This is a genomic window from Streptosporangium sp. NPDC005286 (genome assembly GCF_040607515.1).
In the GTDB taxonomy this organism is placed as follows: Bacteria; Actinomycetota; Actinomycetes; order Streptosporangiales; family Streptosporangiaceae; genus Streptosporangium.
Window position 1 is genome coordinate 1 of the sequence record NZ_JBEXGU010000177.1, and the last position, 18881, is coordinate 18881.

Consider the following 18881-nt stretch of genomic DNA (forward strand, 5'->3'; position numbering starts at 1 on the left):
GGGACCCAGAGCACCGGGGTGTTGCCGACCACGTGCTCGGGGGCGTGGCAGGTGGCTCCGGTGATCAACTGGCTGAGCGAGGTGCTGGCGATCTGTGGCGAACTCGCAGTGATCTGCGGTGAACTAAGTGTATATATCATGATCCGTTTCCCCTGAATGCGATGTGATCGGCTCGCTTTTGGGCGTGCGCGAACGACGGCTCATACCGCTCAGCAGGAGCGTGGAGTCGTTGGCGGCCCGAGGGGCGGGCTATATCCGGGAAACGGATTTGAGTAGAAGTAGCGCGACCCCGGGCGGTGGACGGACCGGTTGCGCGCGCCGCCGCGTGGGCGGCGGTGGAGGTGTGGCGGACTCCTCGGCCACCACCGGGTCACCGACGACCGGCCCGGCCGGCACCAGGACGCGCGTGCCGGTGATCTGCGCTCCGGCCGCCGCGCCGCAGAGATGGTGATCTTCATCGACGGGCGGCGCCGGGCACGGTAGGTGCTCCGCCGGCGTCCCCGCGCCGATCAGGGTGAGAAGCCCGGTGGTGGCGCCGGTATCCTCGGCGGCGCTCACCCCGACGGTCGCCGTGGCCGGCGGCCACGGGCCGGGGGCACGATGATGGCCCCGGTGGGCGGGGGCCACCACACACAGCGTCAGGTGCATCAACACGACGGCACCGAGCACGGCCAGCCCTAGCGCGAAGGCGACGCCTCCGTGCCGTACGACCCGCCGCATCGATGCGATCATGACCACAAACGTACATTACCGTCTGCTGCCAGTTGACTTCGGGGGGTTACTTTATGCTCTTAAAGGCTCCTATGAGCGCTGGAAACCATGCCGGCATTGGCCGCTCCGACGTTGAGTACTCCACGCTGCGACCGGCCATGAGAGCCGCGCCGTGCGGGCCGTATCCGGCGCTACGTCGGTGCGAGGCCGGCACGCACGTCGGCCGGACGTGCGAAGGTGCGCCCGCGGAGCGGCGTGTCTAGTGCCTGAGGCCACAGGGGCAGGGCGGGCCGGCCGGTTCGGGGGGATCGGCCCAGTGCAGGGCGATGAACGGCTCGGCGCGGCAGGGATGGTGCACCCGTTCGCGGGTGATGCGGTAGCGGGCGACGCCCTCGGGCTCTTCGGGTGAGCGGCGCGGGACGGGCACGGTGAGGGTGCCGATGTCCTGGTCGATGTGGGTGAGCATGCCGTGGCAGGGGCCGCCCAGGCAGATGGCGTTACGGGGCTGGTCGCCGCTCATGCCGTACCCCCTGCCGTACCTCCTGACGGGCGGCCGGACGGGCCGGGGCGGCGCTGTGCGCCGTTCCGGCCCGCCGGGGTCGCGGATCGCGTCATCGCGGGTCAGGGGGCTTGAAAGCCGGCCTTGGTCAGCACGTCCTTGCCCTGCTGCGACAGCACCAGATCGACGAACTGCTTGGCCGCCTCGGGGGCGGGCGCCTTGGACAGGGTGGCGATCGGGTAGTCGTTGATCGCCTTCTCCGCCTCGGGGAAGTCGATGCCCTGGACCTTGCCGCCGGAGGAGATGACGTCCGTCTTGTAGACCAGGGCGGCGTCGACCTCGCCGAGCTCGACCTTGGTGAGGGTGGCCTTGACGTCCTGTTCCAGGGTGACCGGTGTGACCTTCAGACCGGCCGCGTCCAGCGCCTTGACCGCTGCCGCGCCGCACGGCACCTGCTCGGCGCAGAGGGCGACCTTGACCTTCGGATCGGTCAGGTCGCTCAGGTCGTCGACCTTGGCGGGATTGTCGGCGGGTACGGCGATCTGGAGGGTGTTGCGCACGAAGGTGGCCGGGGTGCCGGCCAGGGAGGCGTCGGTGACGGTCTTCATCGTGGCCGGGCTGGCGGCGGCGAAGACGTCGGCCGGGGCGCCCTCGACGATCTGCTGGGCCAGGGTGGCGCTGGAACCGAAGTTGAACCGCACGGTCGTGCCCGGGTGTGCGGCCTCGAAGGTCTTGCCCAGCTCGGTGAACGTACCGGTCAGCGACGCGGCGGCGAACACGGTCAGCGTCGTGGCCCCGTCTCCGGACGACCCGCCGGAGGAGGCGGAGGTGGCCGGATCGCTGGAACCGCAGCCGGCCAGGCCGGCGGCCAATGTGAGGGCGATGGGGATCGTGGCCCACCGGGAAAGACGCCTGAACAACGAGGGCTCCTTACTGGCTCACGTGCCGACCCAGAACGTCGCCACGGACAATCACGATACCTTCGCATATTCGGGCTTCAAGAGGCAGTACCCATGGCAACCAAGAAAGAAGCTGCCCTTATGTCATCGCACCTGCGATAAGTAGACCAGGTGTGGTCGCAGCCCACCCGTCTCTCGTGGGTCCGCCCCCGTCTCCGGCCACCCCAATGTTCGCCTGGGACGGGGCGTGAGGCGACGTCCAGTGCCGAGCCGGGGTGGGATCTGGGCGGGGGTGTCGGGGAAGGCGGCAGAGGGCTCGCTTGGGCGGCGGTGTCGGTGTCGCGGGCTCGGCGGTCAGGGTCTGTTCGGGAAGCCGTGGGGTAGGTGGTGTCGGGATCACCTCGGCCGGGTCCTGCTCGACAGACCGCTGAGCAGGTATGAACGCGATCACCTCAGCCGGGGCCGCGAAGGCGAGTGAGATGCCCGGCTCGCCGCCCACGGGCGCTATGCGTAATCCCACCCTTGCCACGCCAACCGTCGGAAGCCGCACGATCCCAGGCGCTCTGAGAGAGAGAAAGTCACTCAGTAACGCAGAAAGCCGCTCCTGATCTCTCAGGAACGGCCCTCTACCTCGGGACATTCAACGTCGGGGTGACAGGATTTGAACCTGCGGCCTCTTCGTCCCGAACGAAGCGCGCTACCAAGCTGCGCCACACCCCGGTCACACGTCCGGTCTTGCTCGTGCTTGGGAAAGTCTAGCGGACTTCGTGGGTGCTTGCGTCGCCGCGCCGACGGGGCACCAGGGTCAGCAGGCTGGCCTCGGGGTAGCAGGCGAAGCGGGCCGGAGCGTAGGGGCTGGTGCCGAGGCCGGCGGAGACGTGGAGGTAGGCGGAGTCGTGGCGGCTCATGCCCTTGACCCGGGTCCGGTCGATGCCGCAGTTGGTGACCAGGGCGCCGTAGAAGGGGATGCAGAGCTGGCCGCCATGGGTGTGACCGGCGAGCAGCAGCTGGTAGCCGTCGGCGGCGAAGCGGGTCATGTTACGGGGCTCCGGCGAGTGCATCACCCCCAGCCGCAGGTCGGCCTCGGCCGGGGCGGGGCCGGCGATCAGGTCGTAGCGGTCGCGGTTGATGTGGGAGTCGTGGATGCCGCCCACCGCCATGTCAAGATCGCCGACCTTGACCCGGGCGGTGGTGTTGTTCATGTCGAGCCAGCCCTCGGCGGCCATGGCGGTGCCCAGTTCCTCCCAGGGAAGCGTGGGGATCTTCTGGCCGTAGTCGGCCTTGGAGGTGCGCCAGAGATAGCGCAGCGGGTTCTTCGGCTTCGGCTCGTACATGTCGTTGGAGCCGTAGACGAACAGTCCCGGACGCGACAGCAGGGGCTCCAGGGCATGCATCAGGGGCGTGATCGCGTCGGGGTGCGCGATGGAGTCGCCGGTGTTGACCACCAGGTCGGGGTGGAGGGCTCCGAGCGAGCGGACCCAGTCGATGAGCATCCGCCTGCCGGGGGTGAGGTGCAGGTCGGACAGATGCAGGACGCGCACCGGACGCTGCCCCGGCTCCAGCACGGGCACGTCGAAGCGGCGCAGCCGGAACGCGTTGCGCTCGATGACCGAGGCGTACGCGAGGCCGGCCAGGCCGACGCCGAACAGGGACAGGGGCACCGCGGCTGCTTTCCTCACCCTCTCATCATGCCCGAGATCGGCCCTCCGGACGGAAACTCTGGATACAGCGGGGCTGGTGAGGCGGCAAGATGGACCGCATGAGCGCATTGAAGGACAAGCTGAAGGCCGATCTCACGGCCTCCATGAAGAGCAGGGACGAGATCCGCACCCGCACGATTCGCATGGCCCTCGCGGCCGTGAACGTCGAGGAGGTCTCGGGTAAGGCGGCGCGCGAGCTCACCGACGACGAGATCGTCAAGGTGCTGGCCAAGGAGGCCAAGAAGCGCCGCGAGGCGGCCGAGGCGTTCAGCGGTGCCGGCCGGGCGGAGCAGGCGCAGGCGGAGGTCGACGAGCAGGCCGTGCTGGAGGCGTACCTGCCCGCCCAGCTCTCCGACGAGGAGCTCGCCGCCCTCGTGGACGAGGCCGTCGCCGAGAGCGGTGCCTCCGGGCCGCAGGCCATGGGCCAGGTCATGAAGATCGTGAACCCGAAGGTCGCCGGGCGCGCCGAGGGCGGTCGCGTCGCACAGGCCGTACGGGCGCGCCTCGCGTCCTCCTGACCCGAGGCCGTGGCGGCACGCACGATACCTCTCCGGGTAAGGCCGGAGCCCTCCGCGCCGGACCTTCGAAGGGTCGGGCGAGGAGGGCTCCGATGTCCCGAGGGACGGGCCTAGGGGATGACCGGGGGGATCGTGATGCCGCCGTTGACCTCCCGGTCGCCGCCGCCCGAGGGCGGACCGTCACCGCCGCCGCGACCGCGACCGTCACCGCGACCGCCACGGTCGCCACGGTCACCGTCGTCACCCCGGTCGGACTTCGGCGGCGGCTTGGGCGCGCACCGGTTGCCGGTGCAGCCGCCGAAGCGCTCCATGTTCACCGGGGTGAACGAGGTCGCCTCGACGCCCCTGAGCGCGCTGAGCATCGAGTTCTTCCAGATCGGGCCGGCGATCGAGGCGCCGTACACGTAGCTGTAGTAGCGCCCGCCGATGGTCACGCCGATCAGGTCGTGCCCGAAGGCGCCGCGCGGGTCACCGACGCTCACCGCGGAGGCGAGGTCGGGAGTGAACCCGGCGAACCAGGCGGCGGTGTAGGCGTCGGTGGTGCCGGTCTTGCCCGCCGCGTCGCGGCCGATGCCGCCGACCTGGCTCATCGTGCCCTTGGTGAAGACCCCGGACATGATGTGGGTGGCCGCGTCGGCGACCTCCTCGTCCAGGACCTGCTTGCACTTGGGCTTGTACGACGTCTTCTTGCCCTCGCGGTCGGTGCTCTCGGTGATCACCATCGGCCTGCAGTAGGTGCCGCGGGCGGCGATCGTCGCGTAGGCGGCGGAGACGGTCACCGGGTCCATCTCGTTGATGCCGAGCGTGAAGGTCTCGAACTCCTTCAGCGGGGCGCCGTCGGCGCGCTGGATGCCCAGGCTCTTGGCCATCTTCACCGTCTCGCAGAGGCCGACCTCCTGCTCCAGGCGCATGAAGAAGGTGTTCACCGAGCCCAGGGTGCCGGTGGTCAGGGTGTTGAAACCGCCGGGGCCCTCACTGGAGTTGGTGACGGTGTGGCTGGGCTCGCCGACCGCGTTGCCCTTGCAGTCGCGGAACGCGCTGTGGCTGGGGGCCTGGTAGCCGGTGCCGGTGTTGAAACCGTCGTTCAGCTTCATACCCTTGGCGAGGGCCGTCAGCAGGGTGAAGGGCTTGAACGTGGAGCCGGCCTGGAAGCCCGCTCCGCCACCGTGCAGCCGGTCGCCGACGAGGTTGTAGCTGATCTCGTTCTTCTTCGGGTTCCCGCCGAACTTCCGGCTGGCGGCCATCGCCTTGATGGCGCCGGTGCCGGGGACGACCATCGCCTGCGAGGCGACCGGCTTGTCGCTGGCGTGGACGAACTGCCGGATCGCCTTCTCCGAGGCCTTCTGCGCCTTCGGGTCGAGCGTCGTCTTGATCGTCAGGCCGCCTCGCTGGAGCAGCCTCTCCCGTTGCTTGCGGGTCTTGCCGAAGTCCTCGTTGGAGGCGATCTCCTGCTGCACGTAGAGGCAGAAGTAGGGGTAGTCGCTCACCTCGCAGCCGCCGGGAGCCGAGATGTTCTTGAAACCGAGCTTCTTCTTCTTGGCCTCTTCGGCTTCCTGCGTTGTGATCTTGCCGAGCTCGGCCATCCGGCTCAGCACGATGTTGCGCCGCTCAAGCAGCCGCGCGCGGGCGGCCTTTCCCGCCCCCGGGTCGGTCCGGCTCGGGTTCTGCACGGCTCCGGCCAGGGTGGCCGCCTCCCACAGGGTCAGCTTGGAGGCGGGCTTGTCGAAGAAGCGCCTGGACGCGGCCTGGATGCCGTAGGCTCCCGCGCCGTAGTAGGAGATGTTCAGGTAGCGCTCAAGGATCTCCGACTTGGTGTACTTCTCCTCGACCGCCAGCGCGTAGCGCAGCTCGTTGAGCTTGCGGGAGAACGTCGCCTCGATGGCGGCGTCCTGCTCCTCCTTGGTCTCCGCCGCGTTGAGCAGCACGAGCTTGACGTACTGCTGCGTGATGGAGGAGCCACCCTGGACGACCCCGCCGCCTGAGACGTTCCGCACCGCCGCGCGGAAGGTGCCTTCCAGGTCGATCGCCCCGTGCTCGTAGAACCTGGTGTCCTCGATCGCCACGATCGCCGTCTTCATGACGTCGGCGACCTGGTCGAGCTTCACCGACTCGCGGTTCTCGAAGTAGAACTGGGCGAACTGCTTGCCGTCCGCATCGAGCAGGGTGGTCTTCTCCGCGAGGGGAGGTTCCTTGAGCTCCTCGGGGAGAAGACGCAGCTCGTTCGTCGCCGCGTTCACGGTCATCCCCGCGCCACCCACCGCCGGAAGCGCCACCGCGGCGACGAGCACACCTGTGACAGCCGCCGCGCCGAGCAGCTTCAGCACATTGCCGACCGCCGACCCCTGATCTTTGCCTTGAGCTTGCACGAGTCCCAGGGTACGTCGGACGGATAACCCAAACGGTAACGGAACCCTGTTTTGCCATGACTTCGTGCCGTATCGCAGGTGGGTGACTAGTCATTCCCGGCCAGATGGCCGTGGATGACCATGTGAGAATTTGGTCCCGCCGGGGTCTGTCGGCCTGAACGTCTGGTTGCGTACGGTCTCTTTCTGCAGCAATTGAATACCGAGGCCCGACGCCCGCGCCCGTCGGCCCAAGTCACGACTGACCACCTAAGGGGAGTGGGGTCGAATGTGGATCACGGATTGGACCTCCCGTGCGGCCTGTAAGGGTGCGGATCCTGACGCTTTGTTCGTTCAGGGTGCTGCCCAGAACCGAGCAAAGCTGATCTGCCGAGGATGCCCGGTCCGGACCGAGTGCCTCGCCGATGCGCTGGACAATCGCATCGAGTTCGGGGTGTGGGGCGGGATGACCGAGCGCGAACGCCGAGCGCTGTTGCGTCGGCGACCGGATGTCGACTCCTGGCGGGACCTGCTGGAGTTGGCCAAAGAAGAATATGAGCGGACGAATGAGCTGATAGCCGGCTGAGTTCGCGCCGATCCCGTACGGCTGGCGCCGGGCGCCAGCCGTACACGCATGTCACGGGTCGGCGAACGCGCGCCGCACGGCTCGGCAGGCCGCCGTGACGGCTACTGGGCGGCCAGCAGGTCGCCCACCTCGCGCAGCCCTTCCAGGTCGTGCACGTCCTGCGACATGGCGGGGACCCGCGCGACGGGCACCGTGGGATGGGCGGAGATGAAGTGCTCCTGCTCACGTTGCTCGCGAGCGGCCAGCTGCATCCGGTCCGCGTGCAGCCGCAGTACGGCGGAGGTGAGCTCGTGCTCGCCGCGCGCCTCCAGGTCTTCGGCGGCGGCGGTGCTCCGCGCCCCGGACAGCACGGCCGCGGGCGAGCGGTGCACCCGGTTGACCACGAGACCCGCCAGGGGCATGCGCTCCTCGGCCAGCCTCTCCACGAAGTAGGACGCCTCGCGTATCGCGTCGCGCTCGGGCGAGGCCACGACGAGGAACGCCGTTCCGGGGGCCTGCAGGAGCCGGTAGGTCTGGTCGGCCCGCGCCCTGAAACCGCCGAAGACGGCGTCCAGCGCGGACACGAACGTCTGCAGGTCCTTGAGTACCTGCGCGCCCAGCAGCTTGGTCAGCGCTCCGGCGACGATGCCGAAACCCGCGTTGAGCAGCTTGAACGCGCTCCGCCCGCCGGCCTTGGCGGGGGCCATGAGCAGCCGGATGAGCCGGCCGTCAAGGAAGCGGCCGAGCCGCTCGGGGGCGTCCAGGAAGTCGAGCGCGGAGCGGGACGGAGGGGTGTCGACGATGATCAGATCCCAGTCGTCCGACCGCCGGAGCTGGCCCAGCTTCTCCATGGCCATGTATTCCTGCGTGCCGGCGAAGCTGGACGAGAGGGACTGGTAGAAGGGGTTCGTCAGGATCTGGCGAGCTCGCTCGGGGTCGGCGTGCGCCTCGATGATCTCGTCGAAGGTCCGCTTCATGTCGAGCATCATGGCGTGCAGCCGCCCCTCGCCCTCGACGCCCACGACGAGCCTGGGGGTGTTGTCGAGTTCGGTGAGTCCCATCGACTGCGCCAGCCGCCGCGCGGGGTCGACCGTGAGCACCACGGCGGAACGGCCGCGCTCGGCCGCGCGCAGTCCCAGGGCCGCGGCGGTGGTGGTCTTCCCGACGCCGCCGGAACCGCAGCAGACGATGATCCGCGTGTGCGGGTCGTCGATGATCGCGTCAAGGTCGAGGACCGGAGGGGTCTTCACGCTGCTCCTTGGGTGCGGATCGATTCCGCCAGCTCGTACAGCCCGGACAGATCCACCCCGTCGGCCAGCAACGGCAGCTCGTAGCGGGGGCGTGCGGCCTCCTCCAGCGCCAGCCTCTCGTCCCGCTCCAGCTCGGTGCGGCGGGCGTGCTCGGCGATCTCCTCGGCCAGGGCATCGGCCACCGTGACCGCGGCGGAGCCGCCGTCGGTGAGTCCCGCGGCCTTGAGGCCGAGCACCAGCTCCGCCGGGTCGAACCGGTTCTCGGCGGCGGCCTCCAGGACGGAGTCGGGCAGCAGCGACTCGCGAACCATGTTGATGAAGATCCCCCCGGGCGGGAGCCCGGCGGTGCGGAGCTCGCTCAGGCCGTCCAGGGTCTCCTGGACCGGCATCTCCTCCAGGAGCGTGACGAAGTGCACGGCGGTCTCCGGAGAGGAGACGACACCGTTCACCAGGTCGGCATGGTTCTTGATCGGGCCGACCCTGGCCAGCCCCGCGACCTCGTTGGTGACGTTGAGGAAGCGCACGATCCTGCCGGTCGGCGGCGCGTCCAGCACGACCGCGTCGTAGACCCTCTTGCCGTCCTTGCCCTTGCGCCGGACGGCCTCGCTCGTCTTGCCGGTGACCAGGACATCGCGGAAGCCGGGGGCGATGGTGGTGGCGAAGTCGACGATGCCGATCTTGCTGAGTGCCCTGCCGGCCCTGCGCATGCCGTAGAACATTTCAAGGTACTCGAGCATCGCCTCTTCGGGGTCGATGGCCAGCGCGTAGACGTCCCCGCCGTCGGGTGCGACGGCGATCTTGCGCTCCTCGTAGGGCAGCGGCGGCAGGTCGAAGACCTGGGAGATCCCCTGGCGGCCCTCGACCTCGACCAGCAGGACCTTGTCGCCGCCCGCCGCGAGGGCGAGCGCGAGTGCGGCGGCCACCGTCGTCTTACCGGTGCCACCCTTGCCGGTGACGACGTGAAGGCGTACGCCGTCCCAATCGGTGTCGCGAGCTCTCACCTTTCGAAGGCTACCCAACGGTTACTTGACAACTCTCCGGCGCCTTCCCCGGTAGTCCTCAAACGGCATCGTTGCCCGGCGGGCCCGAGCCGGGAGCGGGCTCCTGCCCTGAGGGCGGCCGGGGAGCCTCTTTCGCCGATCACGCTGGTCAGTAAGGCGGCGTGGGCCGGACGGCCCGAAGCCGAACCCGTCCGAAGCCGGAGGCGCGGCCCGGGGAGCCGTGCGGGGCCCTCTCGCTAATCGATCGGATCCGGAAAGTAAATATGTAGATTCTCACAGCGGACCGCCCTGATCATCGGCCCGCCTCCGGCGGTACCGGGTGGCGGGCATGAGCCATGCCGGGCGCTCGCGGACCCGTAGTGGGCCGCTCACCGGGAGCCGTCTCGCTAATGTGTCCCGCATGACGAAATGGGAGTACTCGACAGTGCCGCTGCTGGTACATGCGACGAAGCAGATTCTCGACAACTGGGGCCAGGACGGCTGGGAGCTCGTCCAGGTCGTGCCGGGGCCCAACCCCGAGCAGCTGGTCGCCTACCTGAAGCGGCCCAAGCAGTGACGGCCGAGGAGAGGCTGGCGGAGCTGGGCCTGACCCTGCCGGAGGTGGTGCCGCCGCTGGCGGCGTACGTCCCGGCGGTGCGTTCCGGTGACCACGTCTACACCTCGGGGCAGCTTCCGGTGGTGGACGGCAAGCTGAAGGCCAGCGGGAAGGTCGGCGCCGAGGTGGGCGTCGAGGACGCCTACGAGCTCGCGAGGATCTGCGCGCTCAACGCCCTCGCCGCGGTCGCGTCGGAGGCCGGAGGACTGTCGAACATCGTGCGGATCGTCAAGGTGGTCGGGTTCGTGGCCAGCGCCCCGGGCTTCACCGGCCAGCCGCAGGTCGTCAACGGCGCCAGCGAGTTGCTCACCGCGGTGCTCGGTGACGCGGGCAGGCACGCCAGGAGCGCGGTCGGTGTCGCCGTTCTCCCGCTGGACGCGCCGGTCGAGGTCGAGGTGATCGCCGAGGTCCGCTGAGGTCGGGTGGACACCCCGGCGTCAGCGAGGCCCTGACGGCCGCGAGGGCACACCGACGGTCGAAGGGGGGCGAGAGCTCGCCGGGAGCCGTGGAGGTGCCGTGGGGCCCGCCGGGGGCCGGCCTCCCGGCGCCCCATCCGCCGGGGCGGCGCACCGGGAGGCGGGCGCCGGGAGGGACCCCGCGATTGTCCGGGGCGGTGCCGTGCCACATGATGGACCCGGCAACCGAGTGATGTTCTGGCGGAGGGTCTCAAATGGGCGGTATCCCGCTTCCCGGCGAGTTCGGTGAGCGTGCACGCGACATTCTGGCCGGGCGGATCGCGCCGGTCCCCGCGCGAGATGCCGCCACCGTGGTCATCCTCCGCGAGGACGCCGGTCAGGTGGAGGTCTACCTGCTGAGGCGCAAGGCGAGCATGGCCTTCGCCGCCGGGGCCTACGTCTTCCCCGGCGGGTCGGTCGACCCGCGCGACACCGACCAGGAGATCACCTGGGCCGGTCCTTCGCCCGCGGCCTGGGGCGAGGTCTTCCGCGCGGACGAGCAGACCGCGCGGGGCCTGGTGTGCGCCGCCGTGCGGGAGACGTTCGAGGAGTCGGGGGTACTGCTGGCCGGGCCGTCCGCGGAGTCCGTCGTGGCCGACACCACCGGTGACGACTGGGAGGCCGACCGGCTCGCCCTGATCGGCCGGACCCTGTCCTTCGCCGACTTCCTCGGCAGGCGCGGCCTGGTCCTCCGCTCCGACCTGCTCCGCCCCTGGGCCCACTGGATCACTCCCGAGGTGGAGAACAAGCGCTTCGACACCCGCTTCTTCGTCGCGGCGCTCCCGCCGGGCCAGCTCACCCGCGACGTCGGCGGTGAGGCCGACCAGGTGGTCTGGGTCCGGCCCGCCGACGCGCTCGGCCAGGGGAGGGCGGGCCAGATCTTCCTGATGCCCCCGACCCATCGCACGCTCACCGAGCTGTGCGCCTACGACAAGGTCTCCGAGACGCTCGCGGCCGAGCGTGAGATCGTGACCTTCATGCCCAAGATCGCCGAAGTGGACGGTGAGATGCGCATCGTGCTCGACGACGACTACGAGTTCGGCGGTTCGCGGTGAGCGGGCTGCGGATCCCCCTGGAGGGGCCCGACGGTGCGGGTACGGAGCACGCGCTCAACCTGCTCGCCCCCAACCCCTCCGAGATGACCCTGGACGGTACCAACACGTGGGTGATCGGCCTCGGTGAGGAGGTGCTGGTCGTCGACCCCGGCCCCGATGACGAGGAGCATCTGGCGCGGGTCGCCGGCCATCTGGAGGGCCGTCGGGTCGCCACGATCCTGCTGACCCACGGGCACCACGACCACAGCGGCGGTGCCGCGAGGTTCGCCGGGCTGGTCGGCGCGCCCGTCAGGGCGCTGGACCCCGCGCACCGGCTGGGTGAGGAGGGGCTGGGCGACGGCGACGTGCTCACCGTCGGGGACCTGGAACTGCACGTGGTGGGCACGCCGGGCCACTCGTTCGACTCGCTCTGCTTCTGGTTGCCGCGGGACAGGGCGATCCTCACCGGCGACACCGTGCTCGGCCGCGGCACCACCGTGATCGCCTCGGACGGTGACCTGGCCGACTACCTGCGCTCCCTCGACCTGCTCAGAGCGAAGGCCGAGCAGGTCGGGGCGGAGGCGCTGCTGCCCGGTCACGGTCCGGTGCTCCCCGACCCGATCGGCACGCTCGACGGCTACGTCGCGCACCGGCGGCGGCGGTTGGACCAGATCCGGGAGGCCAGGGAACGGGGGGCGAGGACGCCCCGCGAGATCGTCGAGATCGTCTACGCGGAGGTGGACAGGTCCCTCTGGTTCGCCGCCGAGATGTCGGTTCGCGCGCAGCTCGCCTATCTGGACGGCTAGGCCCGCCTCTGGCGGACCCCGCCGTGCTGAGGGCCGGCCGGACAGGGCGTCGTGAACTGGAGGGGGCGGCCGCGGCGAGGTCCCGCCGGGCAGCGGGGGACGGGGCCCGTCAGCGCGAGCGGTTGTGCAGCCGCTCCAGGTCCATGATGACCACGGCCTTGGCCTCGATGCGCAGCCAGCCGCGCTGGGCGAAGTCGGCCAGCGCCTTGTTCACGGTCTCACGGGAGGCGCCGACCAGCTGGGCCAGCTCCTCCTGGGTGAGGTCGTGGTGGACCCGCACGCCGTCGTCGACCCGCTGGCCGAAGCGGTCGGCCAGGTCCAGCAGGGCCTTGGCCACCCGTCCTGGAACGTCGGTGAAGACCAGGTCGGCCAGCACGTCGTTGGTACGGCGGAGGCGCTGGGCCAGGGCGCGCAGCAGGTGCAGGGCGACCTCGGGACGACCGGTCAGCCAGGGGCGCAGGTCGTCGTGTCCGAGCCCGGCCAGCAGGACGTCGGTCAGCGCTGTGGCGGACGCCGTACGGGGACGGGGGTCGAACAGGGAAAGCTCGCCGAACATCTCACTCGGACCGAGCACGCTGAGCAGGTTCTCCCGGCCGTCGGGTGCGGTGCGAGAGAGCTTGATCTTGCCTTCGAGCACCACGTAGAGGCGATCCCCGGTCTCGTTCTCGCTGAAAAGGGTCTGCCCTTTGGCGAGGCGTACCTCGGAGATGCTCGTACGCAGCGCGGCGGCGCTCTCACGGTCGAGCGCGGCGAACAGCGGGGCCTTGCCCAGCACGTCGTCGGAGTTCACAGTGCCTCCCGTTTCACGGCTCACGCAGTCATTGTGACCCATCCCACCGAGCGACTCTGCGGGGGGCCTTGAGCGTAGGCTGTCGGAGTGCTCCGCAAAGTCAGCCCCGGTGGTGAATCCCGGCTCGCTCTGGTCCGTCGAGCTCGGCGAATGGACCGAATCCTGGCGGAGGCCTATCCCGACGCCCATTGCGAGCTCGACTTTCGTGACCCTCTCGAGCTGTTGGTCGCGACCATCCTGTCCGCACAGTGCACGGACAAAAGGGTCAATACGGTCACTCCTGCTCTTTTTATGAAATATCCCACAGCAGAAGACTACGCCGGTGCGGACCGGGCCGAGTTGGAGGGGATCATCCGGCCCACCGGGTTCTTCCGGGCCAAGGCCAACAGCATCATCGGCATGGCCCAGGCCCTGTGCGAGCGTTTCGGCGGCGAGGTCCCCGGGAGGCTCAATGACCTGGTGACCCTGCCGGGGGTCGGCCGCAAGACCGCCAACGTGGTGCTCGGCAACGCCTTCGGGGTGCCCGGCATCACCGTGGACACCCACTTCCAGCGGCTCGTCCACCGCTTCCACTGGACCTCGGAGACCGACCCGGTGAAGATCGAGCGGGTCGTCGCCGAGCTCATCCCGAAGCGCGACTGGACGATGATGTCCCACCGCCTGATCTGGCACGGTCGCCGCGTCTGCCACGCCCGCACGCCGGCCTGCGGAGTCTGCCCGCTCGCCGCGCTCTGCCCCTCGTACGGCATCGGCCCCACGGATCCCGTCCAGGCCGCCAAGCTGGTACGCCCCGGCCCCTTCTCGTGATCTTTTCCGCACCGCTGTGGTAAGACCGCCTCGGGGTCCTGGCGGATCCGCTGACATCCCGCCGGTGCCGGGAAGCGTGGGGCGGGACGCCGTGTTGCAGAGGACCGGAGGTGTGCCCGTGGAAGAGGTTCCCGGATGGTTGGAAACGTTGGCGGAGCGGGTCGCGGGAACGCCGGTGCCCTCAAGGTTGCGCCCGCCGGCGTCCGGCGGGCGGTCGGCCGCGGTGCTGCTGCTCTTTGGTGAGGGGCCACTCGGTCCGGACGTGCTGCTCATCCAGCGGAGCTCGAACGGGCGCACACACGCCGGTCAGCCCGCGTTCCCGGGCGGCGGGGTGGACCCGGAGGACGACGGCCCGATCGCCGCGGCGCTGCGCGAGGCCGTTGAGGAGACCGGTCTCGATCCGACGGGCGTCCGGGTGATCGGGGCCATGCCCGAGCTGTACGTGAGCCGCAGTGACAACCGGGTGACCCCGGTGCTGGCCTGGTGGCACACGCCCTGCGTGGTCCACGCGGCCTCGCCGGACGAGGTGGAGTCGGTGGAGCGGATCCCGATCCGCGAGCTCGTCGATCCGGCCAACCGGATCAGGCTGCGCCATCCGAGCGGTTACTCGGGGCCGGCGTTCCGGGTGCGCGGGCTGCTGGTGTGGGGGTTCACCGCGGGAGTGCTCGACACCGTGCTCGGCCGTTCGGGTTTCGAGCTTCCCTGGGATCACTCACGGATCGAGGACATCCCGCCCGACGTCCTCAACCTCGCGTCCCGTTGACAGGGCCAGGCCGAGGCGAGCCCAGTCGGCCACGTCCCCGTCGGGATCGAGGGTCAGCCGTCTCAGCGCGGCCAGGCCCGTCGGGTCGGGTGGGCTGCCCATGATGTTCGGCAGCGCGTAGGCGGCCCCGTACCTGATCCGGGGGTCGGCGTGTTCGGAGAGGGCGATCACCGACGGCAGCGCGCGGCGGTCCCTGAGGTGGCCGAAGGCGATCAACACCGAGTAGAGCACCAGGCAGTCGTCCTCGCCGACGGACAGGGCGCGGAGCACCGGCAGCGTCCGGTCGACGAAGCCGAGTCGTCCCAGGATGTCGACCCCGAGCATCCGCTCGGCCGCGGTCTTTCCCGAGCAGAGTCTCCGTGCCGCGGTGAAGGTCTCCAGATCGCCCCGTTCCTGCAACCGGGTGATCGCGCGCCAGCGGGCCGCGCCCTCCTGATCTCGCTCCCGTAGCGCGGTCTCGATGAGAGACGCCACGGTCGCCGCTCCTTCGATCATCGCCATCCGGCCACGATAACCGTAGAGACCTCGCAGAAGGTGTGCACGCGCGGGGCGGGGGCTGGATACCGTAAGGGAGTGAGCGGTGATCTCCTCGACCTCATCCTGATCGCCCTGATGGTGGCCTTCGCGGTGTCGGGATACCGCCAGGGGTTCATCATCGGGGCCCTGAGCTTTGTCGGTTTTGTCGGTGGTGGCCTGCTGGGCATGTTCATCGCCCCGCCCATCGCCGGAGCGGTGGTCGACGGTGAGACCGAGCGGGCGCTGCTGGCGATCGTCATCGTCTTCCTCGCCGCCACGATCGGTCAGTTCGCGTCGTCGACGATCGGCGCGGTGGTCCGCAGCCATGTCACCTGGGAGCCCGCCAAGGTCGTCGACGCGGTCGGCGGCACCTTCGCGAGCGCCTTCTCGGTGCTGATCATCGCGTGGCTGATCGGCTCGCTGATCACCTCCTCGCAGTTCACGCTGCTCGGGGAGCAGGTCAGTAAGTCCCTGTTGATCAAAACGGTCGACCAGACGATGCCGAAGCTGGCCAGGGACCTGCAGAAGCCCTTCAGGGACTTCATCGACACCTCCGGCTTTCCCAGGGTGTTCGACGGCATAGCGGGTGGCCAGTTCGTCGAGGTCGCGCCACCCGACCGGAGCGTGACGAAGAGCGCGGCGCTCACCCGGGCCCGCCGGGGCATCGTCAAGGTCCAGGGCGTGGCCTCCAGCTGCCGCAAGCACATCGAGGGCACCGGGTTCGTCTACGCCCAGGACAGGATCATGACGAACGCGCACGTGGTCGCCGGGGTCGACCAGGACCTTCAGGTCATCGACCATCTCAACAACGTCCACTCGGCCCAGGTCGTGCTCTACAACCCCGACAGGGACATCGCGATCCTGCGCGTCCCCGATCTGGACCTGCCGATCCTGCGCTTCGACGGCACGGCCAAGAAGGACGACGACGCCATCGTCGCGGGCTTCCCGCACGGCCAGGGTTACACCATGGAGTCGGCCCGGATCAGGGACCGGCAGAAGGCTCAGGGCCCCAACATCTACGAGCACAAGACCGTCAACCGGGATGTCTACTGGATCCGCGGCCTGGTCCGGCAGGGCAACTCCGGCGGGCCGCTGCTCACCCCCGACGGCAGGGTCTACGGCGTCGTCTTCGCGGCGGCCACCGACAGGGCGGAGACCGGCTTCGTGCTGACCGCCGCCGAAGTGGCGCCGGACGCCGAAGACGGCTCCAAGCTGTCCAACCGGGTGAACACCCAGGAGTGCACCCGGAGCTGATCAAGCCCCCGGATCCGCCCCCCTGGGGGGAACCCGGTGCCGGATCAGGTCTCTGATCACCGCGATGGCCGCTTCGGCGTCCAGGTCGTCCAGCTTTCCGACCGCCACGGCCATCTCCTCGTACGGCGTGCCGTACCGGCTGATCCGGTCGGCGCCCCGGGCGAACAGCGTCGCGGCTCCGCCGCGGTTGCCCCGCTGCAGGTGGGTGAGGCCCACGCAGATCTGCGCCAGCCCCTGCCACAGCTCGCGCTCCTGGGCGGGGGAGTTCTTCCAGCGGCCTTCCAGCACCTCGTGGGCGTGGAACGGGCGTCCCTCGCCGAGCAGCCGGTGAGCCTCGGAGACGGCCTCCTCCGCGCTTGGCGCGTAGTCGTCCGGGATGCGTTCCACGCCCTCCGCGCCGTACGGAAGCGGCCTCCCGAACGCGTCGCGAGGACGCCGGTTGCGCGGTCTCCCGTCGGCGTCCCGGTCCCGCCCGTTCACCGGTCGGGCTCCGGATCGGACAGCCAGGCGACGAGCTCGGCGTCGAACTCCTCCGGGCACTCCTCGTGCGGGAAGTGCCCGGCGCCCTCGATCAGCCGCCACCGGTAGGGGGCGGCCACGTAGCGGCCCGAGCCCTGGGCGGTGCGGGGCAGGACGTGCCGGTCGAACGCGCCGTGCACCTGCAGAGTCGGTACGTTGATCTGGGCGCGCATGGCCCTGGCGTAGCGCCACCCGTCCGGGCGGAGCTGGGAGCGGCCGAACCAGCGGTGGTACTCCAGCGCGCAGTGCGAGACGTTGGGGATGCGGAACGCGTCGCGGTAGGTCTTCGCCACCTCCTCCTGCGGCCAGCCGGGAGCCGACCACTTCTCCAGCAACTGCCCCACCATGGCGCCGGAGTCGGCGGTCAGGCGTCGCTCGGGAAGCAGCGGCAGCTGGAATCCCAGCGCGTAGCGAGCCGCCCTGAACTGGCCGAACGGCTCGGTGAACAGCGCGGTGCGGAGCCGGCGGGGGTGCGGCGCGGAGACGGCGACCAGCCGCAGGACCGCCTTCGGGTCCTTCACGGCCATGGTCCAGGCGAGCAACCCGCCCCAGTCGTGGCCGACGACGATCGCGGAGCTCTCGCCCAGCGCCCTGACCAGCCCGGCCGCGTCGGCGGCCAGGGTGTACAGGTCATAGCCACGGGGCGGCTTGTCACTGGCGCCGTAGCCACGCAGATCGACGGCGACGGCGCGGTAGCCCGCTGCCGGAAGCGAGACAAGTTGGTTGCGCCAGCTCCACCAGAACTGCGGGAATCCGTGGAGCAGCAGTACGAGGGGGCCCGTACCGGCCTCCACGACGTGGAAGCGGGTGCCTCCGGCATGGACCGAGTGGTGGGTCCACGGACCCTCCAGCCTGACCATGGACTCGTCGGGTCTGCTCACTGGCCCGGTCTCACCGGATCGCGATGGCCGCCCACCTGACCGGCCGTGACCGGAGCGGCGGGAACGGCGTCGACCTCGGCTCCGCTCTTGATGGTCTTGAGTGAGTGCAGGGTCCGCCGCATTCCGGTCAGGCCCTTGAGCCGCCGGATGCCGACGAAGACCAGCAGCCCGGCCACGATCAGATAGAACACGGTGACGATCAGGAAGGCGAGCCAGGTCCACAGGCCCGCGGCGACCAGGCCGTAGGCGATCGCGAACGAGGCGAGGATCAGGCACAGGTGGGCCATGAACGCCGCGGCGCCGAAGAGACCCGCCGCCACGCCGACCCGCTTGGCATCGAACCTGAGCTCTGCCTTGGCCAACTCGATCTCGGCGCGGACCAGTGTGGATATGTGGTCACTGGCCGCGGCGACCAGTGCGCCCAGCGACTCCTCCTGTGGCTCCGCGGGCGGAATATGTGTCATGGACGGTCTCCTATCGAGGGCCTCTGTCAAACATCATGCTGCGCCCTGAGGCGGTCGTGCACGCACACCCGCGGCGGGATCGTCACCGGAGCCGGTGTCGCGAGCACCACTGTGGTTATCGCGCATGTGTCATCGAATATCTGCGTCGTCAAGACATCAGACTTTAGTCCGGCGGTACCGGGCTGGTGAGGTCCCGGCCGTCCGGTGGCGGGAATCCGCACCACCGGGCGTGCCTTCGGGCCGGCCGGACGTGGAGGCCGGGCAGGATCGCCGGCTGGTTCTCCGCCCGCCGTCCTTGATCAGGGCGGCGGCGGGCTGTTTCGGTTCCGGCGCCGGACGACGACACCGGTGGGGAGGTTGTCACGGCCGGGGGCTACCCCGGCGGTGGGCCGGCGAACATCGCGGCGGCGATGGGGGAGCCGGCCCCGGGTGGGCCAGGGTCTCCCTCAACCACGGGTTCCCGGCTCGGATCATGGTCCCGAACGCCCCCGGTGTGCACAACACCAAGTGGG

21 protein-coding genes and 1 tRNA gene are annotated in these 18881 nt (G+C 69.8%); 9 read left to right on the forward strand and 13 right to left on the reverse strand.

Annotated features, from left to right (window positions below):
* Nucleotides 1-249: 249 nt before the first annotated feature.
* The 5 genes from ABZU75_RS38635 to ABZU75_RS38655 form a co-directional block, all read right to left on the reverse strand.
* Nucleotides 250-732, reverse strand: coding sequence for a hypothetical protein (locus ABZU75_RS38635; RefSeq protein ID WP_355565808.1), 483 nt, complete (start codon nt 730-732; stop codon nt 250-252).
* 238 nt (nt 733-970) lie between these two features.
* A complete protein-coding gene (locus ABZU75_RS38640) occupies nt 971-1231 on the reverse strand; it encodes a hypothetical protein (protein ID WP_355565811.1) in 261 nt (86 codons plus the stop codon).
* A gap of 101 nt (nt 1232-1332) precedes the next feature.
* Nucleotides 1333-2130, reverse strand: a complete 798-nt coding sequence (gene modA / locus ABZU75_RS38645) for a molybdate ABC transporter substrate-binding protein (protein ID WP_350966166.1) — start codon at nt 2128-2130, stop codon at nt 1333-1335.
* A gap of 625 nt (nt 2131-2755) precedes the next feature.
* A tRNA-Pro gene (locus ABZU75_RS38650) sits at nt 2756-2829 on the reverse strand.
* A 35-nt stretch (nt 2830-2864) separates the two neighbouring features.
* On the reverse strand, nt 2865-3788 hold the full coding sequence (locus ABZU75_RS38655; RefSeq protein ID WP_355565815.1) for a metallophosphoesterase: 924 nt from the start codon (nt 3786-3788) through the stop codon (nt 2865-2867).
* A gap of 80 nt (nt 3789-3868) precedes the next feature.
* Here ABZU75_RS38655 and ABZU75_RS38660 point away from each other — a divergent pair, with 80 nt between their 5' ends.
* The gene (locus ABZU75_RS38660; RefSeq protein WP_355565818.1) at nt 3869-4327 is read left to right on the forward strand and encodes a GatB/YqeY domain-containing protein; all 459 of its coding nucleotides are present in this window, start codon (nt 3869-3871) and stop codon (nt 4325-4327) included.
* A gap of 110 nt (nt 4328-4437) precedes the next feature.
* On the opposite strand, the gene ABZU75_RS38665 is transcribed toward ABZU75_RS38660, so the two are convergent.
* Nucleotides 4438-6693 carry a transglycosylase domain-containing protein gene (locus tag ABZU75_RS38665; protein WP_355565821.1) on the reverse strand — a complete coding sequence of 752 codons (2256 nt, stop codon included), beginning with the start codon at nt 6691-6693 and terminating at the stop codon, nt 4438-4440.
* Between the two features lie 265 nt (nt 6694-6958).
* Here ABZU75_RS38665 and ABZU75_RS38670 point away from each other — a divergent pair, with 265 nt between their 5' ends.
* Nucleotides 6959-7255 carry a WhiB family transcriptional regulator gene (locus ABZU75_RS38670; RefSeq protein WP_012887233.1) on the forward strand — a complete coding sequence of 99 codons (297 nt, stop codon included), beginning with the start codon at nt 6959-6961 and terminating at the stop codon, nt 7253-7255.
* A gap of 101 nt (nt 7256-7356) precedes the next feature.
* On the opposite strand, the gene ABZU75_RS38675 is transcribed toward ABZU75_RS38670, so the two are convergent.
* A complete protein-coding gene (locus ABZU75_RS38675) occupies nt 7357-8484 on the reverse strand; it encodes an ArsA family ATPase (RefSeq protein ID WP_030924170.1) in 1128 nt (375 codons plus the stop codon).
* Nucleotides 8481-9485, reverse strand: a complete 1005-nt coding sequence (locus ABZU75_RS38680) for an ArsA-related P-loop ATPase (protein ID WP_355565825.1) — start codon at nt 9483-9485, stop codon at nt 8481-8483. The genes ABZU75_RS38675 and ABZU75_RS38680 overlap by 4 nt, the downstream gene beginning before the upstream one ends.
* A 400-nt stretch (nt 9486-9885) precedes the next feature.
* Between ABZU75_RS38680 and ABZU75_RS38685 the strand changes: the two genes are divergently transcribed.
* The 4 genes from ABZU75_RS38685 (at nt 9886) to ABZU75_RS38700 (ending at nt 12375) form a co-directional block, all read left to right on the forward strand.
* On the forward strand, nt 9886-10041 hold the full coding sequence (locus tag ABZU75_RS38685) for a DUF4177 domain-containing protein (protein WP_012887236.1): 156 nt from the start codon (nt 9886-9888) through the stop codon (nt 10039-10041).
* On the forward strand, nt 10038-10496 hold the full coding sequence (locus ABZU75_RS38690; protein WP_030924176.1) for a RidA family protein: 459 nt from the start codon (nt 10038-10040) through the stop codon (nt 10494-10496). Before ABZU75_RS38685 ends, ABZU75_RS38690 begins: the two co-directional genes overlap by 4 nt.
* A gap of 254 nt (nt 10497-10750) precedes the next feature.
* Entirely contained in the window at nt 10751-11590 is an 840-nt protein-coding gene (locus tag ABZU75_RS38695) for an NUDIX hydrolase (protein ID WP_355565829.1), read from the forward strand.
* Nucleotides 11587-12375 (forward strand): MBL fold metallo-hydrolase, encoded by a 789-nt coding sequence (locus ABZU75_RS38700; protein ID WP_355565832.1) that lies wholly within the window; start codon nt 11587-11589, stop codon nt 12373-12375. Before ABZU75_RS38695 ends, ABZU75_RS38700 begins: the two co-directional genes overlap by 4 nt.
* Before the next feature lie 109 nt (nt 12376-12484).
* On the opposite strand, the gene ABZU75_RS38705 is transcribed toward ABZU75_RS38700, so the two are convergent.
* The gene (locus tag ABZU75_RS38705; protein ID WP_326646545.1) at nt 12485-13165 is read right to left on the reverse strand and encodes a Crp/Fnr family transcriptional regulator; all 681 of its coding nucleotides are present in this window, start codon (nt 13163-13165) and stop codon (nt 12485-12487) included.
* Between the two features lie 87 nt (nt 13166-13252).
* Between ABZU75_RS38705 and nth the strand changes: the two genes are divergently transcribed.
* Both nth and ABZU75_RS38715 read left to right on the forward strand, forming a co-directional pair.
* Nucleotides 13253-13972 carry an endonuclease III gene (gene nth / locus ABZU75_RS38710; protein ID WP_355565835.1) on the forward strand — a complete coding sequence of 240 codons (720 nt, stop codon included), beginning with the start codon at nt 13253-13255 and terminating at the stop codon, nt 13970-13972.
* Nucleotides 13973-14090: 118 nt separating this feature from the next.
* Entirely contained in the window at nt 14091-14735 is a 645-nt protein-coding gene (locus ABZU75_RS38715) for a CoA pyrophosphatase (RefSeq protein ID WP_355565838.1), read from the forward strand.
* Here ABZU75_RS38715 and ABZU75_RS38720 read toward each other — a convergent pair.
* Nucleotides 14685-15236: a HEAT repeat domain-containing protein gene (locus tag ABZU75_RS38720; RefSeq protein ID WP_350958926.1), complete on the reverse strand. Its 552-nt coding sequence runs from the start codon at nt 15234-15236 to the stop codon at nt 14685-14687. The genes ABZU75_RS38715 and ABZU75_RS38720 overlap by 51 nt on opposite strands.
* 72 nt (nt 15237-15308) lie before the next feature.
* On the opposite strand from ABZU75_RS38720, the gene ABZU75_RS38725 reads away from it, so the two are divergent.
* Entirely contained in the window at nt 15309-16505 is a 1197-nt protein-coding gene (locus ABZU75_RS38725) for a MarP family serine protease (protein WP_355565842.1), read from the forward strand.
* Here the strand turns inward: ABZU75_RS38725 and ABZU75_RS38730 are convergent, their stop codons facing one another.
* From ABZU75_RS38730 to ABZU75_RS38740, 3 genes are read right to left on the reverse strand one after another with little or no spacing between them, the layout of a single operon-like run.
* A complete protein-coding gene (locus tag ABZU75_RS38730; protein ID WP_355565845.1) occupies nt 16506-16985 on the reverse strand; it encodes a DUF309 domain-containing protein in 480 nt (159 codons plus the stop codon).
* A complete protein-coding gene (locus tag ABZU75_RS38735) occupies nt 16982-17905 on the reverse strand; it encodes an alpha/beta hydrolase (RefSeq protein WP_355565848.1) in 924 nt (307 codons plus the stop codon). Before ABZU75_RS38735 ends, ABZU75_RS38730 begins: the two co-directional genes overlap by 4 nt.
* Nucleotides 17902-18369, reverse strand: a complete 468-nt coding sequence (locus ABZU75_RS38740) for a phage holin family protein (RefSeq protein ID WP_350930157.1) — start codon at nt 18367-18369, stop codon at nt 17902-17904. Before ABZU75_RS38740 ends, ABZU75_RS38735 begins: the two co-directional genes overlap by 4 nt.
* Between the last annotated feature and the right edge of the window lie 512 nt (nt 18370-18881).